The following is a 17,344-nucleotide window of genomic DNA, read 5'->3' as shown; positions in this document are numbered from 1 at the left end:
TTCAGCTGCTGTCTTCGGATATGCTGGCCATAGCAGATCAGCCAGAGGAAATATCATGCTGGACAAAAGCCACAAACCCACCTGGACCAGTTTTGAGGAGGCGACCAAAGCCGATTGGGACGCCGTCATGGAGTATGAAGAGGCGTTCAACGCCGCCCTTCCAGACCGAATCCTGGACGCGATCCGTTCCCTGGACGAGGCGTGGACGCCATACCCGGTCAATCGTTACCAGCACAGCCTTCAGGCCGCGACGCGTGCCTATGAGGATGGTGCAGATGAAGAACTGGTGGTCGCGGCACTGATCCATGACACCGGAGATATTCTGTCACCGTATAACCACGGTGAGCTGTCGGCAGCGATGATGAAACCTTATGTCAGCGAGAAAACCCACTGGATATTAAAACACCACTGCGTATTCCAAGGCTATTACTACAATCACCACCTGGGAGGCGATCGTAACGCCCGCGACAAGTACCGCGACAGCCCCTATTGGGAGGACTGCCGTTACTTCTGCCATGAATACGATCAGAAGGCGTTTGATCCCGAGTATCCGACCAAACCGCTTGAGTTCTTTGAACCCATGCTGCGCCGCGTCCTGAACAAGGGCGAAGGCCATATGGAACTGAACGAAACGTCCGAGGGTTAACAGGCAGCCATCAGGCGATAAACGATCTGCGCAGCGGTGAAGTCCCAGGCGGCATTGCCGTTCGGGGCCAGTTCCACCACGTCGAAGCCTACGCATTTGCGGCCTTTCAGGGTGTGTTCTACCAGCCGTAGCGCCTGATAATATCCAAGGCCACCGGGCACCGGAGTTCCTGTGGCGGGCATGATCGCAGGGTCCAGCCCGTCGACATCGAAACTGACATAGACCAGCTCGGGAAAATCCTCTGGCAGGTCGACAGCGTGGATATTGCCTGTGACCAGATCTTCTGCATCCACGTGGAAGATGTGGTTTTTCAGGCGGCTCTGTGCCTCTTCAGTCGAAAAGGCACGGACACCGAACTGAGCCAATCGAACGCCTTCTTCGGCCAGCAGGTGCATGACCGAAGCATGGGAGTGTTTTTCCCCCTGATAGGCGTTGCGCAGGTCGGCATGGGCGTCGATCTGAACTATGCCGATGGGTTGACCTAGCGCGCGGGTCACGCCCATGACGGCGCCGTAACTGAGGGAATGCTCTCCGCCCAAAGTCACTGGAACCCTGCCAGCACGAACAGCGGCTTCGGTGCGCTGGGCAAGGCGCTCCATGATCTCGGACAGGGCGGCGTCGCAATCCACTGGTTCTTCTGTGAAAATCCCCTCGACGCATGGCTCGGCATGTCCGGTAATGCGTTCCAGCTCATTGCTGGCCTCGATGATGGCATCAGGGCCTTTGGCCGTGCCCGAGCCGTAAGAGACCGTGCGCTCCAGCGGCACCGGGATCACGCGAAAACGGGCATCTTCGGTGCGCTCAAACGCGGTCAGTTCACTGTCGAGGAAAATGCTCATGAGAGTCTGTCCTTAAAGTCGTCATAGCCGAACTGCTTGATGATCTTCAGCTCGTCCGTTTCGCTATTCCACAGGGCAATGGTGGGCAGCGGTACGCCATTGAATGTGTTGGTCTTGACCATCGAATAGTGGGCCTGATCCAGGAAGGCAAAGCGTTGGCCGAATTCCAGTGGCTGATCCCACGTATAATCCCCGATCACGTCACCGGCCAGACAGGAGGGGCCGCCCAGACGGTAAGTATGGCCTGCTTCGGCCTCATCCATCAGGGCGGGACGATAGGGGGCTTCGATCACGTCAGGCATGTGGCAGGTGGCCGAGATATCGGTGATTGCAAGGTTCATGTTATTGGTTGGCAGGTCGAGGATTTCGCCGACCAAGATACCTGCGTCCAGCGCGACCGCCTCACCGGGTTCGAGATAGACTTCGATGCCGTATGTCTCGCGGATGTCCCTGATGAACGCCACCAGCCCGTCGCGGTCATAGTCGTCGCGCGTGATATGATGGCCGCCTCCAAAGTTCAGCCATTTGAGTTGGCCGAGGAAGGGCTTGAGTCTTGGCAGGACGGCTTCCCAAGTGCGTTGCAATGGCGCGAACCCTTGTTCGCAGAGCGTGTGCATGTGCAGGCCATCAACCCCGGTCAGTTCGTCGGTCGTCAACTGACTGATTGGGGTGCCAAGGCGAGAGCAGGGCGCACAGGGGTCATATTTTGGGATCTCGCCTTCGGAATGCTCCGGGTTGATGCGCAGACCGACCTGAACGCCAGCGTTCCGAGCTTTGGCAAGAAACCGTTCTTTTTGCGCTGGTGAGTTGAATATGATGTGATCGGATAACGACAGAATTTCATCGACGTCCGCGTCCTTGTACCCGGCGCAGAAGGTCGCGACCTCGCCACCATATTCTTCGCGACCCAACCGTGCTTCGAAAATGCCGGACGCGCATGTGCCGCCTAGATGTTGGCGGACAAGTGGGGCGAGCGAGAACATCGAGAATGCCTTGAGCGCGCTCAGCACATGTGCGCCGGATCGGGTTCCAATATCGGCGAGAATGGTCAGGTTCCGCTCGACGGCTTTTTCATCAACCACGAAGCATGGGCTTGGCACGCGGCTCAGGTCAAAGCTGCGAAAGGCTCCGGCGTCTCCGGCCTGTGTGGTCATCATGTCGGACATGTCCGGCAACTCCCAATTGTGGAGAGGTCGGGGGCTCTGCCCCCGGACCCCCGGAGTATTTTGGAAACGATAAAATTAGAACTCGACCGGACCGTCGAGTTCGTGGACCTGCCACGGCAGGCCGTGCTCGTTCAGCATGTCCATGAAGTCATCCGGGTCGAGCTGTTCCATGTTCCACACGCCGGGCTCGGACCAGTTGCCTTTCAGCACCTGCGCCGCACCGATCATGGCGGGGACGCCGGTGGTGTAGCTGACGGCCTGGCTGCCAACTTCTGCATAGCATTCCTCGTGATCGCAGATGTTGTAGATGTAGTAGGTCTTCTCGCCTGAGCCGTCCTTGGCCTGACCCGTGGCGATATCGCCGATGCAGGCTTTGCCCTTGGTTTCGGCACCCAGATCGCCGGGGTCGGGCAGCAGGGTTTTCAGGAACTGGATCGGGATGATTTCCTTGCCGTCATGCATCACCGGGTCGATGCGAGTCATGCCGACATTTTCCAGCACCTTGGCATGGGTGATGTAGGCGTCGCCGAATGTCATCCAGAAGCGGGCACGCTCAATCTCGGGGAAGTGGGTTGTAAGCGACTCCAATTCCTCGTGATACATCTGGTACATGTTTTTTTGGCCGATGGCGGGGAAATCGTATTCGACCTTTGTGGTCATCGCCGGGCTGGTATGCCATGCGCCGTTTTCCCAGTGGCGCACTTCGGCCAGCACTTCGCGCAGGTTGATTTCCGGGTTGAAGTTGGTGGCGAATTCCTGATCGTTCGAACCGCCATTGGCATCCAGAACGTCGATCTGGCGAATGGTGTCCAGCTTGTGTTTCTTCAGCCATTTGGCGAACACGCTGGTTACACCCGGATCGAAGCCCGAGCCGAGGATGGCGGTCAGGCCTGCCTCTTTGAACCGGTCCTGATAAGCCCATTGCCAGTGGTATTCGAACTTGGCCACATCTTCGGGTTCATAGTTCGCAGTGTCGAGATAATGAATGCCCGCCTCAAGACACGCATCCATCAGCACCAGATCCTGATAGGGCAGGGCGAGGTTCACCAGCAGTTCGGCCCCGGTTTCCTTGATCAGCTTGACCGTGTCTTCGACCTTGTAGGCATCAAGTTCGGCGGTGGCGATGTCAACGCCCACGCGATCTTTCACTGCCTTCGCGATGGCATCGCATTTTGATCTCGTGCGGCTGGCCAGAGTGATTTCGGTGAAGATATCCGAATTCATTGCCATCTTGTGCACAGCCGCGTGCGATACGCCGCCTGCGCCGACAACCAGTGTTTTGCCACTCAAAGTTCCCATGGGGGTCATCTCCTCTCTGGAGTTATTCGTAATAGGTGTAGCCGTTGATGGAGTCGCGATAGGCGCTCATCAGGGTTTTGCGGTCCTTGGCCATCAGAGTACCGGTCGAGATCGCCTCGTCCACCATTTTGCGGAACGCGGCGACACAATCGTTGGGGTCGAACTCGACATACGACAGAACCTGGCTGATCGTGTCGCCCTCTTGCTCGTGCAGTAGGTCAAAGCCGCCGTCCGCGCGCAGGTCGATGGTAACGACGTTCGTGTCGCCGAACAGGTTGTGCAAATCGCCCAGCGTTTCCTGATAGGCACCGACAAAGAAAACACCCATAAGGTATTCCCGATCTTCGGGCAGGGAGTGCACAGGCAGGCTGGGCGAGACACCGTCGGCCAGTATGAACCGATCAATCTTGCCATCGCTGTCGCAAGTGATGTCGGACAGTACCGCGCGACGATCAGGCGTTTGGTTCAGGCCCTGCAGGGGCACAATTGGGTGTAGCTGGTCGATCGCCCAGACATCAGGCAGCGACTGGAACAGTGAGAAGTTGCAGTGGTAGATATCGGCCACTTTCTCAAGCTGATCATCCACATCCGTGTCCAGATCGTCGCTTGCGGCCAGCGCCTTGAGACGGGCCATCAGCGACAGGTAGATCCGTTCGGCGCGGGCCATCTGGCGCAGGTCCACATAGCCGCGGCGGAACAGCGCGCGCAGTTCGTTGCGGTAGAAATTCGCGTCGTTCCAGCATTCCTGCAGTCGGTCGCTGCTGAGATAGCCGTTGATCGCCGCAAGATCTGAGACCAGATGGTGATCGTCCGCTTCGACCTCTGGGCCGTTGGGCGCATCGTAAAGCGTGCTTTCCAGCACGTTGAACACCAGCATCGACGATGTTGCCACCACGGCGCGGCCGCTTTCGGTGACCAGTGTAGGGTGATCCACCTCGGCCTCGTCCATGGCATAGGCCACAGTTTCGACCACGTTGGCACAGTATTCCTCGACCGTGTAGTTGATCGAGTTCTCGGCAGCCTTCTTCTCACCCGTATAGTCCACGCCCATACCGCCGCCGAGGTCCAGATGGGTTAGCGGCACGCCTTCGCGTGTCAGTTCAGTGTAATACCGGCAGGCCTCGCCCACTGCGCGGCGCACATCATTGACGTCCTGCACCTGCGAGCCAAGGTGTGAGTGCTGTAGCTTCAGGCAATGCAGCAGGCCCGCCGCCTTCAGCTTGTCCACCGTGGCGACCAACTGATCGGTATTCATGCCAAAGGCTGATCGATCACCCGAGCTTTCTTCCCACTTGCCGCTGATCTGGTTGGTCAGTTTGACCCGCACGCCGATCAGGGGTTCGATGCCCAGCTCGTTGTAGACTTCGATCACCGTGTCAGCCTCTTTCGGGCTTTCCAACACAATGACCGTGTTGAATCCAATCTTGCGGCTGAGGATGGCCAACTGAATGAATTCGGCATCCTTGACGCCATTGCAGACAATCAACGCCTCGGGGGCTAGACGGTGCGCCAGCGCCACCACCAGTTCGGGTTTGGATCCGGCCTCGAGCCCGTAGTTGTATTTCTTGCCGAACTCGACGATCCGGTCGACCACTTGCGCCTGCTGGTTCACCTTGATCGGGAACACGCCGCGATAGCTGCCCTTGTAACCGGTGCGCGCAATCGCATCGCAAAAGCTCTCGTTAATGTGGACAATCTCGTGTTCCAGATAGGAACTGACGCGCAGGATCATCGGCGCTTTGATGCCGCGTTCATCCAGATCACTGAGAATACCCGGTAGGCTGATTGCTTTAGCCTCGGGTGCCATGGGATTGCGCAGACCGATTTCGCCCTGCTCCGTCACCTCAATGAGATCTTTGCCCCATTTCTCAACTCCGTAGATGGAATGCGGTGCGTCGGGCGTGTGTTTCAATCAAGTCAGTCCTTGTAAGCCGGGGTGCCAGTTTCGCGCCCGCCAATACGGCAGCTATATGATTCTTCCAAGTGTAATCTATGGGGCGGAGTTTTCCGAATTTATGCGGTAGCACGAATTGGGATCAGATGATTGTCCCATTGGCATTCAGACCGGTTGGATATTTGGGCTTTGTTTGTGGACAATTGCCCGATCACACCAGTCCCGGTTGTGAACACAAACCCGTTTGATGCGGTGCCAAGGCCGCAAACATCCTCGTGCAGGAAGACGCCATCAAGCTGTCCATCCGTGACCCGAAAACGGTGCAGGGCATTGCCGCGGGGACAGGTGATAGCGACTGTTTCGCCTGCACCGGAAAAGGCGATGCTGCCCGCATATCCCTGCAACGTACTTTGGTCAGCGTCGGGCGCGCTGAGTAGTAGGGGTTTTTCGCCACGGCGATGCAAACCCAAGAGGGGAGGGTGTTGCGATGAGTCGCCCTGCCATTGCATCGCGAAACCGATCAAACCGTCAGGTCGCACCGCCAGATGGCGGATCGAGTTTTTGTGCAGCTTTTGTGGCAGTTCCACCTGCTCAAGAACCCCGCCATTTTGATCCAGATAGGTCAGGCGCGGTTGCATCACAGGCAGGTTGAGTTTGGTTCTTCCTGTTTCTGGATGGGTTTCGATCCCGCCATTTGCCACAACCAATGTGCGACCATCTGGCATCAGACGCATATCATGGGGACCGACACCGCCCGAAGCGAACTCCCCAATTCGTGTGTAGTCATCCATGTTCCAGACACCAATCACACCCTGACCGGTCTCAAAATCGTTTTCGGTGGTGAACAGCCGCGTTCCATCGGTTGAGAACACGCCATGCCCATAGAAATGGCGGCCTTTCGGGGCTTCTAACACAGCGGTCTGTGTGCCGGTCGCGCAGTCGATGATGATTGCAAATGTTCCCGGACGGCGTGCAAAGGCCACCGCCTGCGCGTGGTGGGGATGCGCCGCCGCCGCGTGCCCGCGCGCGGGCAACGGCAGAGAAAACAGGATGTCGCCGCCCGTATCCAACCCGGCCAGCCGAAAAGTCCCATCCGGGAACAGTGCGGCGGCCAGATAATCCGGTGCGCCGACAGCTGACCATCCACGCAAGGGCGCAAGGCTGGCAGCAGCCAACCCAGCAAGAAAACTTCGTCGGCTCGTCACGGTTCAATCCCCGTCCAATGAGTTGAACCCGGCATTGATGCCCAGCGTGGGGCTAAGCTCGGTCGAGGCAATGGCGCGGATATCGTTGATGGATTGTTGTAGCGCCTCAACGCGGAATCTTCCCTGTGGGGTTGCCACCCCGGCAAATGCCGGATCGTCCAGCGACTGCGCCCGATCGATGGCGGCGGCGAATGCGTCATCCAGATCGGCGGCGATTTCCGGGTGATCTGCCGACAGACGCGCGGCCAGGTCACGCAAAGCGATCAATGACAACTCCACATGGCGCAACGAACGTTCGGAACGCCGCGCCTCGGCGCGTTTGGGGCGGGGACGGTCGAAACTTCCCAATGGGCGACCAAGGCGGGTTTCGGCGGTGAATTCCAGACCGGTCGTCAGGGCCTTGTAAAGCTCTTGCATGGCTTCGTCTTCAGACCGGTACGGACTGTTCTCACCCGGGTTTGCCAATGCGCGTGCGTAGTCCGCCCAATCTGCATCAATTGCCCCGGCATTGCAGTTGATGTCTGCGGTTATGGCCTGCATCAGCGCGCAGCGATACTCGGCTCTGCCCAGATCGGTGAAGCGCGGATCGTAGAGCATCAGTTCCAGCGCGAAAAAACCGCGGCCGGCCACGGAGGTTTCCGCAAAGGCATCCGGGGATTGAATGGCTGTATCCTCAGCAGAAATCAGGCTGGACAGTGCTTTAGGGGTGAATCCCTTGGTATCGGGCCAAAACGCTAATGCAAAGGCGCGGTCCTCGACTTCGGATGGGCCAAAGCGCAGATGACTAACCGAAATCCAATCGTCAAACGCGTCGTTGTATGCATTGCGAAGCTGGGTCGAGTTCGGGTCACAATCCGCCTGCGCAGCATCGGCCAAAGCGTTGGTGGATTCTGACAGGGCGGAATAGCCGGGTAGGATATGAGCCTCGATGGCGTCGGACAGGATCGGCCCGCGATCTTGTGCGTTGGCGCCCAGAGGCAATGTCAGGGAAAGAGCAAGTGCTAAGGCGCGCATGGGTCAAAGGCTTTCCAAAAAACGGATAAGGGCATCGCGGTCAGGCTTAGGCATCCCGACGACCGTGTCACGCGCTGTCTGCGCCTCACCGCCGTGCCACAGGATCGCCTCGAGCAACGATTGCGCCCGCCCATCATGCAGAAACTGCGTATGGCCCGATACCTGTTGGGTCAGTCCGATCCCCCAAAGTGGCGGTGTGCGCCATTCACGACCCGTGGCGCGGGCCTCGGGCCGGTTATCGGCAAGCGCTTCGCCCATATCGTGCAGCAGCAGGTCCGAATAGGGCCAGATCAGCTGAAAGCTATGCTCTGGACGGTCTTCCATACGATGCGTCACGAATGAGGGCGTGTGGCACGATGCACACCCGGTGTCGTGGAACACCTGCTTTCCGCGCAACACCTGAGGATCGTCCATATTCCGACGGGCCGGTACACCCAGATTGCGGCTATAGAAGGCGACCAGATCCATGCCAACCTGATCAATTTCAAAGGTCCGGTCGTCGCCATCACCATGCGGCGCGTTCACGCAATCGACCTGCGAAGTGGTGCAATCGCCGTGCGCTGCCGGGTAGAGGGGGCTGGAAATACCGATATCACCGGCAAAGGCTGCAGCGGATTGCTCCATGATCGTGGGCATGCCCGCCTTATGACCAAACCGGCCCATCATCGGCGCGCCATATTCAATTGCCCATACGATGTTAGGCCGGCCGGATATTCCGTCGCCATCCTCATCTTCCGGGTCCGCATTCGCCAGCAGGTCTTCTACCGGGATCGCCTCGAGCAAGCCTAGGCCGATCATTTGCGGAGCCACGCGGGGGCTGATCATCGCGTCAGGGTGCAAAGGGCCATAACCCAGATCGGCAGCTTTGTAGGTAGGACGCCGCAAAGTGACGGTTTCCCCATCCGACAAAGTGACGGGAACGTCTTCGTAAGTGATATCAAGCCGGTACTCTGCCGGGTGGCCGGGAAGGGCCAGATCCTGCATTTGCCTGCCGTAATTCGGTTCGGGACGGGTGGCGAAGTAGTCTTCGATCTCTGCGTATCCGTCCTCGGGAGTTCCAGGGATAGACACGCGCAGGAACATCGAAATTGCGTTGTCATCGGGGCCGTTGGGAGTATGCCCACGCCCGTCTTTGATGTGACAGCGTTGACAGGATCGTGCGTTATATAGCGGCCCCAACCCATCTGAGGCCAACGTGGAAGACGGGGAAGACACCCAGATCTTCTTGAACAGGCCGTTGCCGACTTTGAAGTCCAGCTCCTGCTCGAAACTCAGGTTGCCTGAGGGCTGCGAGAACGCATCTGCGTCGATGCGCGCGCGGACAGTTGCGGCCCCACCTGGCAGCTCTTCAAAGCGCTGAGGCGCGCTGAATTCGACAGGCGCGGCGGTAACCCGCGCAATCCTTGCTTGTTCGTCTTCAGTTCTGGGAAGGTAGTTGAGGTGAAGATCCCGCAGCTCTGCCGACAGGGATTGGGTAGCCGCAAGCGCGGCCACCGGCAAAAGGGCAAGCTTACTCGCCTTCGTCCATTTTCGATGCGTTGAGTCGCACATAATTGGCTTCGCCAATCCTTTCGTACAGGTCCAGCTGCGTTTCGAGGAAATCGATATGGCCTTCCTCATCCGCCAGCAATCCTTCAAACAGAGACATAGTGACGTAGTCGCCAGCGCTCTGACAGTATTCGCGCGCTTCCTTGTACAAGGCCCGGGCGTCGACCTCTGCGGCCAGATCACATTCCAACGTCTCTTTTGGGGTCTGGCCGATGCGCAACGGGTCAAGTTGTTGCAAATTCGGGTGACCGCCCAGGAAAATAATTCGCTCGATCAGTTTGTCCGCGTGCTCCATTTCTTCGATGGATTCTTCGCGGCTTTTCTTGGCCATGTGACCGAGGCCCCAATCCTCTTGCAGGCGGTAATGCAGCCAATACTGGCTGACCGCCGTCAGTTCATGCCGCAGAGATTTGTTGAGATATTCTATGACCTTGGGGTCGCCCTTCATCTGCATTGTCCTGTGTTACCTCGCTGCGAAGTGCGCGAAGCTGCATCGGGACCTCCAACTTATCGCTGGAGCGCATCGAGTCTAGAAAAAGCGGCATGCACCCGCCACAATCTGCTGATTTTCCAAGGGCATGGTAGATTTTACCAGTTGTAATGACCGCGTAAGGATCAGACGTGCGCATCCAGTCGATAGCTGCGCGGATATCGTGATCCGAGATGTTTGTGCAGTGGCATACGATCATAGCAATCAGGGCTCTGAGTTGTATTTCTTACTGTATTAGTAAGTTAATTTAGAAACGTCCAGAGGCAACAGATCAAAGGTACCTCACAAGATTTGGAGGCGGTGTGAAACTGCCGCCTCCGTTTGGCGCGAACCTTGTATTTTACTGGAAGACCGCGTCTGGGTTGTCCAGGCTGTCCGAACCTTCGAACACGATCTGGTCAAGTTCCAACGTGGTCACAATGCGCTCGATCGTCTTTGTCTGATCGACCAGGCCGTTAACGCCGCCCATGATCAGCACTTCGCCGCCTTCGTTGCCGCGTTCCAGCATCTGGTCATAGGCAAATCCGGCTTCCGCGGTTGATTTCAGACGTCCCAGAGCCTGCATGGTGTTGGCCAGTTTCACCTTCATCTCCGCGTCCAGAGATGGGTCGCTGGCGATCACCAGATCCGACAGCGATGCGCCTGAAACCGGAGTGCCGTCGATGCGGGTGTAGCTGCCCAGATAGACGTTCTGAACGCCGAGACCATCGTAGTAATGGCTGTTATGTGTGTTGTCCGAGAAGCAATCATGTTCTTCCTCGGGGTCGTTCAGCATCAGGCCAAGGCGCATGCGTTCACCGGCCTGCTCACCATAAGACAGTGAACCCATGCCGGTCAGAATGGCGCTGACGCCTGCGATTTCGTCGGCAGTCAGGACTGCGCGTGCTTCGCCACCTTCGGCCCATTGCGCCGCCATCCATTCCAGATCGCTGACCAGCAGGTCAGTCGCAGCGCTCAGGTATTGTGCACGGCGGTCGCAATTGCTGTTTGTGCAGTCGTCACCCTGAACGTAATCGGTGTACGGACGGTCGCCTGCGCCCGCGCCATGGCCGTTCAGATCCTGGCCCCACAACAGGAACTCGATCGCGTGGTAGCCTGTGGCAACATTCGCTTCGATTCCGTCGGCTTCGTGCAGGGGCTCGCCCAGCAGTTCCGGGGTGATTTCGCTGGCGTCGATGGTTTTGCCTGACAGCTCGAACGTCGGGTTGGCGATGACGTTCAGTGCGGCGAATTCGTTCTCGTCAGTTGGACCACCATAGGCTGCGTCCACATAGTCGATTAGCCCTTCGTCCAGCGGCCATGCGTTTACCTTGCCTTCCCAGTCGTCGACGATCGCGTTGCCAAAACGGTAAACCTCGGTCTGCTGGTACGGAACACGTGCAGCAATCCATGCAGCGCGTGCTGCGTTTAGTGTGGCGTCTGACGGATCAGCGATCAGCGCGTTTACTGCGGCCTGCAGCGACTTTGCCGTGATCAGGCTGTCGTCATATTTGGCTTCGGCGATGTTCGCGTAGGTGGTCAGAACGTCGATCTTCGCGGGGGTTTCGGCAAATGCTGCTGTCGCGATCCCAAGGGTCAATACGCTGGTGGCGGCAAAAAATTTGGTCATGGAGGTGACACTTTCCTGTCAGAAAAAACTCACTAGCGCCGCTTCAGCGACGCGCACGCGCCAAAAACTGAGTGAATTAGTAAGGTAAGTCAACCTGAGTCTTATTGTCGGAAATATATGTCGCACCCTTTCCCCATAATTAGCGGGGTAGGTGAGCCGAAGCCGCGATTGCACGGGGTTTTAATCACATTAGAATGGACTGTGTGATTCCTTGTTGGGTGGTACTTTGTTTATGAAATGTGCAGCCATTGCTTTGATGCTGACACCGGCGATTGTTCTATCGCAAGTGCAAGGCCCTGCCCATAAACATGGTACGGGATATGTGAATATCGCCTTTTCTGATCAGGCATTTTCTTTATCCCTCAATGTGCCTTCTGCAGACATTATCGGTTTTGAAGGCCCGGCCGAAACCGATGACGATCGCGCGCAGGTGGCGGTTGCGGTATCAGACCTGTCCAAACCTTTGGGCTTGTTTGTGCTGCCGGAAGAGGCCGGATGCGTTACCGCGTCGGCCAATGTCACACTTACGGGTGAAGGATTGGGGCAGGACAATACCAACGAGTCTGCTGATCAAGATCAACATAGCGACTTTCTGGCCGACTACCTTATTCAGTGCCAGGATATTACAGCGCTGGCTAATATCCGGTTTGCGTATTTCGAACGGTTCGAAAATGCCCAGAAGTTGATCTTGCAGGTGACCCGATCCGGTCAAACCAGAACGTATGAGATAACTCGGAACCAACCGGATCTGGCAATGTGAAATACCAAAACGCGGGCCATACGGTCGGCCCGCGTCCATATACGATGCGAAGGGCGTAATCACACGGGCGCGACGAAAGCGCCATGGACAGCACCCATCGTGCCGTCAGTGTACGAAATGCAGTTCCGAAAAACTCTGCCGCCACTCTGCAACCTCGGCAGCGATATCCGCTCCTGCCAATCCAGAGGTGATCAATGCCGCCAACCGATCAGCGTCCTGAGACGTCATCCCCCATCTGACCAGTTCAGGCGTCCCGAACCGAAGGCCGTTCATGTCCCCTTTCACTTCGGGTGCAGGCAGCCCAATTCCGCAAGCAAGAAACCCAGCGCGGCGCAGCGTTTTGGACGCCGCTTGCCCGCCGCCAAAAGAGTCTGCCAACACAGCAAACTGGTGCGAGTTGGTAAATCCTTCCCGACCCGCAAAGACGGGAACGCCACGAGTGTCCAATCGTTCTGCGAGCGCTTGCGCCATCGAGATCATTTCGGCCGCGTATTGTTTGCCGAAGTCGCGCCAGTCCAGCATTGTTACGGCCAATGCTGCAGACTTGGCCGCGTCGAAGTTTGCCGTCATGCCCGGAAAGGCAATCGCGTCGAGCCTTTGCGCAATCTCCGCGTCATTTGAGACGATCAAACCTCCGGCGGGGCCGCCCAGGCTTTTGTAAGTGCTCATCGTCATGAAATGCGCGCCCTCGGCCAAAGGATTGCACCACGCTTTGCCTGCGATGATCCCGCATTGATGGGCGGCGTCGAACATGACCTTGGCCCCGATCTCGTCAGCGATCTGCCGGACCTCTTTTACGGGATGTTCGAACAGATTGAGGCTGCCCCCGATAGTGATCAGCTTGGGCCGTTCTTTCAGCGCCAACGCGCGTAGCTGATCCAGATCGACCGTATAGCCGTCACCATCCGTTGGCGCCTCAATCGTGCGCAGACCAAACAACCCAGCACACCCCCCAAGGTGATGAGTCACGTGCCCACCAATCGAGGCTGGCGGTGCAATGATTGTATCGCCCGGCTTGCAGGTCGCCATAAACCCATAGAGGTTGGCAATCGCGCCTGACGGCACCCTGATTTCGGCGAATTTGGCTTCAAAGATCTCGGCGCAAAGCTCGGCGGCAATCACTTCAATCTCTTCAATAGCTTCCAGCCCCATCTCGTACTTGTCGCCGGGATAGCCCAGCGATGGTCGGGACCCGATGCCGGATGACAACAGGGCCTCGGCCCTTGGATTCATCACATTTGTTGCCGGGTTAAGGTTGAAACACTCTTGCTCGTGGATCTCGCGGTTCCGCGTCGCAAGATCGCCGATCCGTTTGATCAGCTCATCAGACGCGGCCTGAGACGCCTTGGCGGCGATTTGCTGAACACGGGTTTCGCACTGATCCGGGACCCAGTTTCGGTGTGTGATTGTCATGTCTGTGACCTCCTGCTTGTCACCAGATTGAACAAATGGGGCGACATCGCAAATCAGAATTGCTATTTCTTGGCGTAGAAAAACTGAGTCTAAGACAATGGCTGTTCTACCAAGACGCCCGAAAGGGCCACCTCTCAACGCACTCCGCGCTTTTGAAGCTGCAGCAAGGCTGGGCAGTTTCGTAGCTGCTGCCGAAGAGCTGAGCGTCACTCCCGGTGCGATTTCGCAACACATCAAAACGATTGAGGCTTGGGCGGACGTGACGCTGTTCCGGCGAAACGCGCAAGGGGTTGAGCTGACCGCGCCTGGGCGCCACTTGGCCAGTGATTTCACCCTGGCCTTCGATCAGCTTGCCGCCGCAACGCAGAACCTGCGGAACCTGAGCCCGAGCGTTGAGATCCACATCGCCGCCCTGCCTTCGGTCGCGCAACTTTGGCTGCCGGCGCGTTTGGGGCGCATCCGAAACACTTGGCCGGACATGAAGTTCTCGGTAACGGCCATGGAAACACCGCCTCGCCTATCGCGTGATCTGTTTGATCTTTCGGTCTTCATTGCCGATCCTGATGGGGCGGCTGATCAAATTGTAGTCGCGAAGGATGTCATTTTCCCGGTTTGCGCGCCAGAACTGGTCGAGCGTTTCGACTTTGAAACCACCCCGCTGCTGCACGATCAGACATGGCAGGACGATTGGCGGCGGTGGTCCGAGGAGACGGGGACAATTATCAGCGATCCTACCAAAGGGCCGAAATATTCGCTTTACGGTCTTGCAGTCGAAGAGGCCAAGTCCGGGGCCGGTGCCTTGATGGCGCATGGATGCTTGATCGAGCCTGCGCTGAAGGCCGGGCATTTGGTGCGTGTATCGGCGCAGGCCTGCGAAACAGGCCGGTCGCTGATGATAACCCTTCCGCATTCATCGAGGCGACGCGCGGAACTTGATGAAATAGTTGAGCTGTTGCGGGAAGATTAGTGGCAAGGGAACCAATGATCATTGCCCGCGAAGAGTAACAGAATTTTGCGAGGACTGGTTCGGACGCCCGATTTGGATGAGAACCTCACACAATAGACCTTATAATATATAAGCCCCAATACCCTCGAGGGTTAAACGGAACGGTCAGATTTACCTGCGGTATATTGGTTTGTGGACGGTGCAAGCCCACCGTGCTCGATGTTCCAATAATCAACAACCCGACACCAACGACCGGACACTGGAACATCTGGGACACTTACTCGCCGGACAACGAAGTATCTCTCGTCGCAACCTAATGGCACTGAGCGCGGCAAGCCGCGCCAGTAGCCTACCGTCAAGAGATTTGTACGTGATAGGCAAAACTGTTGCATTGCGGCGGGCCAACAGCACTCGTTCTCGAATTCTACGTACACTCAACTCGCGTCATATATTGTGTACTTTGCAACATGCTAAAACCCATTTGGAAGGGCAGCCGAAAGTTGTTCGTTGCATTCAGAACTTACGGCGGACAGTAGACATCCGCCGCATTTGCAAAGAAGCCATCAGAAAGTGGTGCCAAAAACTTCGGTTTATGCGTTTTTTCATTCTTCAAAACGATAAAAGCGTTTTGCGGTGATATGAAACACGTCGTCATGGTCCGATTTTGAGATGTTCTGTTGGTGACAGGAAACAAGATCTTTGAAAGTTGATGTTAGGCTATCAACTGGGAAATTCGATCCGAACATGCAGCGATCGCTGCCAAATTGAGACAAGCAATTTGAAACGATAGGCGCGACACTTTCTGCGCTCCAGTTGTGATCGAACATTCCAAGGCCGGAGAGTTTGCAATAGACCTGCGGAAGGCTTGACAATGCGGTCAATTCGTCAGCCCACTTTCGCAAACCTGGCGGAGTCCGGTCATACGGTGAACCTGCGTGGCACAACGCCGTCTGGGTTTCCGGAGCTTGCGCAAGGACATCTGCAGCTTGACCCATAAGTTCAGGCAGTAGTTGAAGGTCAAAGGAAAGACCGCGGCGGCCCAGTTGCTTCAGCCCAGCCAAAAACTCTGGGTTTTTTAGCAGCGAGTTCGTTCCAGTTGAGGCATCTTCGCCCGGAGCGCGGCCGATGATCTGACGAACGCCGCGTACAGACGGCAGGGTTTGAAGGCGGTCGAGTTGTTTGTCCAGATCATCAGCGGTCAGATCGCAGAACGCCACTTGCACCAAGGGCCAGTCCGGGAACTGGTCGGCCACTGATTGCACCCATTGCGCTTCGGCCCAGGGGTCAGCCGCGCCCACCTGAATATGTACCGAAGCGCCGAAACCCTCGGCTTCGGCGTCTGCGCGAAATTCCGGCAGCAAATAGTTTCGTTGGATGGGGGAGGGGTCGCCAAAGAAACGAGCGACGCCCTTTTCCATGAGCCAGGGGTAGGTCACGGCAGACAGGTCCCACAGGTGGTGATGCGCATCTATCCTCATGGCGTTTCGACCTCTGTCGTTCGGGCCAGAATGTCGACGCCTTGCCCATTCCAGAAGTGCAGCAAGTCGATGAAGACCCAGTTTTCCGCCAGTTTGTCACCCGCGCGGCGATAAACATCGATCACCCTGAATTCGCCGGGTTTCCCGGTGGCGGGCATTCCCATGAACCCGCCGGACGGAGTGGCCGTGAAATTGGGCCAGCCAAAGAACCCGCCATAATGCCCCTCGGCCATGCGGCAGACATGATTGGTTTTAGATCGGTCCGAGAAGGCGGCCCGGAACGGTCCAGAGTGTTGTTTGGCATAGCGTTCTATCGTGTAGGTCGCGCCGATCCCTTCGGGTCCCCACCAGATCATGTCTTGGTGCCAGGTTTGGGCCAATTCATCCTCAAGCGACAATCCACTGTCCCATTGGCCGAGATCCGAGATCATCGCATTGATGATCGCCAGGGTCTTTTCACCTTCTTCAGCAGGTTGTGCGTTCAGCAGCAGGCCGTCATGGGGTCTTGGTCCGGGTTGCACCAAATGCGCCGCGGTTTGCGGAGGGAACGGATTCTGCCCGGCTTGCACCATCAGGTGCGGTATGTCGAAATACATCGCTGTTTCGACAATCCTGTCACCGGCGACCTTGTAGAACGCGCAATAGCGCAGGAATGCCAGCTTGCCAGTTGGGCGAATGCCCAGCCACGGACGGCCGAACAGCCCCATCAAATGCCCCATGGACACGACCCAGGCGTCGGCCTCGTCCCGCAGCGAGTTTTGCCCCGCAAACAGGATATCTACACGGTTCTGCTGGCGGGTCAGGCTGCTCTTTAGTGGTTGCCAGAACTGCCCGGCAACCTGTTCGGCGCCATTGATTTCGTTGAATGGGTGAAAGCCGCGCCACTTCAGATCCGGGGCGCAGTATTGGCTCATTACCTTCGGGATTTCTTGTTCTGTCGCGGAATCCAACGCGGTGTGAAACGCAGAGACGAGTTTTTTTTCTGTCTGAAAGGTCACGGTATTTGCCATTGTGATCAAAGTTTTACGAGAGGCACG

At 57.1% G+C, this 17,344-nt stretch carries 16 protein-coding genes; 3 read left to right on the top strand and 13 right to left on the bottom strand.

Going from position 1 to position 17,344, the window contains the following annotated elements:
• The first annotated feature begins 55 nt into the window (after positions 1 to 55).
• Positions 56 to 646, top strand: a complete 591-nt coding sequence (locus AC2FGC_RS07185; protein ID WP_058278402.1) for an HD domain-containing protein — start codon at positions 56 to 58, stop codon at positions 644 to 646.
• On the opposite strand, the gene speB is transcribed toward AC2FGC_RS07185, so the two are convergent.
• The 10 genes from speB to AC2FGC_RS07135 form a co-directional block, all read right to left on the bottom strand.
• On the bottom strand, positions 643 to 1,485 hold the full coding sequence (gene speB, locus AC2FGC_RS07180; protein ID WP_496725395.1) for an agmatinase: 843 nt from the start codon (positions 1,483 to 1,485) through the stop codon (positions 643 to 645). The genes AC2FGC_RS07185 and speB overlap by 4 nt on opposite strands.
• Complete coding sequence (gene nspC / locus AC2FGC_RS07175; RefSeq protein WP_496725397.1) at positions 1,482 to 2,651, bottom strand: carboxynorspermidine decarboxylase; 1,170 nt, start codon at positions 2,649 to 2,651, stop codon at positions 1,482 to 1,484. The genes speB and nspC overlap by 4 nt, the downstream gene beginning before the upstream one ends.
• Positions 2,652 to 2,726: 75 nt before the next feature.
• Positions 2,727 to 3,950 (bottom strand): saccharopine dehydrogenase family protein, encoded by a 1,224-nt coding sequence (locus tag AC2FGC_RS07170; protein ID WP_496725399.1) that lies wholly within the window; start codon positions 3,948 to 3,950, stop codon positions 2,727 to 2,729.
• A 22-nt stretch (positions 3,951 to 3,972) separates the two neighbouring features.
• A complete protein-coding gene (gene speA, locus AC2FGC_RS07165) occupies positions 3,973 to 5,862 on the bottom strand; it encodes a biosynthetic arginine decarboxylase (protein ID WP_496725401.1) in 1,890 nt (629 codons plus the stop codon).
• A gap of 101 nt (positions 5,863 to 5,963) precedes the next feature.
• Positions 5,964 to 7,049 (bottom strand): DUF1513 domain-containing protein, encoded by a 1,086-nt coding sequence (locus AC2FGC_RS07160; protein WP_496725403.1) that lies wholly within the window; start codon positions 7,047 to 7,049, stop codon positions 5,964 to 5,966.
• 3 nt (positions 7,050 to 7,052) lie between these two features.
• Positions 7,053 to 8,063 carry an imelysin family protein gene (locus AC2FGC_RS07155; RefSeq protein ID WP_496781815.1) on the bottom strand — a complete coding sequence of 337 codons (1,011 nt, stop codon included), beginning with the start codon at positions 8,061 to 8,063 and terminating at the stop codon, positions 7,053 to 7,055.
• 3 nt (positions 8,064 to 8,066) lie between these two features.
• Positions 8,067 to 9,614: a di-heme oxidoreductase family protein gene (locus AC2FGC_RS07150; RefSeq protein WP_496725406.1), complete on the bottom strand. Its 1,548-nt coding sequence runs from the start codon at positions 9,612 to 9,614 to the stop codon at positions 8,067 to 8,069.
• Positions 9,574 to 10,059, bottom strand: coding sequence for a bacterioferritin (gene bfr / locus AC2FGC_RS07145; RefSeq protein ID WP_496725408.1), 486 nt, complete (start codon positions 10,057 to 10,059; stop codon positions 9,574 to 9,576). The genes AC2FGC_RS07150 and bfr overlap by 41 nt, the downstream gene beginning before the upstream one ends.
• A complete protein-coding gene (locus AC2FGC_RS07140; protein WP_496725410.1) occupies positions 10,007 to 10,300 on the bottom strand; it encodes a (2Fe-2S)-binding protein in 294 nt (97 codons plus the stop codon). The genes bfr and AC2FGC_RS07140 overlap by 53 nt, the downstream gene beginning before the upstream one ends.
• Before the next feature lie 141 nt (positions 10,301 to 10,441).
• Positions 10,442 to 11,710, bottom strand: a complete 1,269-nt coding sequence (locus AC2FGC_RS07135) for an imelysin family protein (protein ID WP_496725412.1) — start codon at positions 11,708 to 11,710, stop codon at positions 10,442 to 10,444.
• A 232-nt stretch (positions 11,711 to 11,942) separates the two neighbouring features.
• Between AC2FGC_RS07135 and AC2FGC_RS07130 the strand changes: the two genes are divergently transcribed.
• Positions 11,943 to 12,470: a ZrgA family zinc uptake protein gene (locus AC2FGC_RS07130; RefSeq protein WP_496725421.1), complete on the top strand. Its 528-nt coding sequence runs from the start codon at positions 11,943 to 11,945 to the stop codon at positions 12,468 to 12,470.
• Between the two features lie 105 nt (positions 12,471 to 12,575).
• Here AC2FGC_RS07130 and glyA read toward each other — a convergent pair whose 3' ends face one another.
• On the bottom strand, positions 12,576 to 13,883 hold the full coding sequence (gene glyA / locus AC2FGC_RS07125) for a serine hydroxymethyltransferase (RefSeq protein WP_496781812.1): 1,308 nt from the start codon (positions 13,881 to 13,883) through the stop codon (positions 12,576 to 12,578).
• A gap of 97 nt (positions 13,884 to 13,980) precedes the next feature.
• Between glyA and AC2FGC_RS07120 the strand changes: the two genes are divergently transcribed.
• Complete coding sequence (locus AC2FGC_RS07120) at positions 13,981 to 14,850, top strand: LysR family transcriptional regulator (protein ID WP_496725425.1); 870 nt, start codon at positions 13,981 to 13,983, stop codon at positions 14,848 to 14,850.
• Positions 14,851 to 15,431: 581 nt separating this feature from the next.
• Here the strand turns inward: AC2FGC_RS07120 and AC2FGC_RS07115 are convergent.
• Both AC2FGC_RS07115 and AC2FGC_RS07110 read right to left on the bottom strand, forming a co-directional pair.
• A complete protein-coding gene (locus AC2FGC_RS07115; protein WP_496781810.1) occupies positions 15,432 to 16,307 on the bottom strand; it encodes an amidohydrolase family protein in 876 nt (291 codons plus the stop codon).
• Entirely contained in the window at positions 16,304 to 17,317 is a 1,014-nt protein-coding gene (locus tag AC2FGC_RS07110; protein WP_496781808.1) for a nuclear transport factor 2 family protein, read from the bottom strand. The genes AC2FGC_RS07115 and AC2FGC_RS07110 overlap by 4 nt, the downstream gene beginning before the upstream one ends.
• Between the last annotated feature and the right edge of the window lie 27 nt (positions 17,318 to 17,344).

It is taken from the genome of Ruegeria sp. CDSC054 (assembly GCF_059610645.1).
The sequence above is the reverse complement of the archived record's forward strand: the minus strand, read 5'-3'. Positions and strand labels throughout refer to the sequence as shown.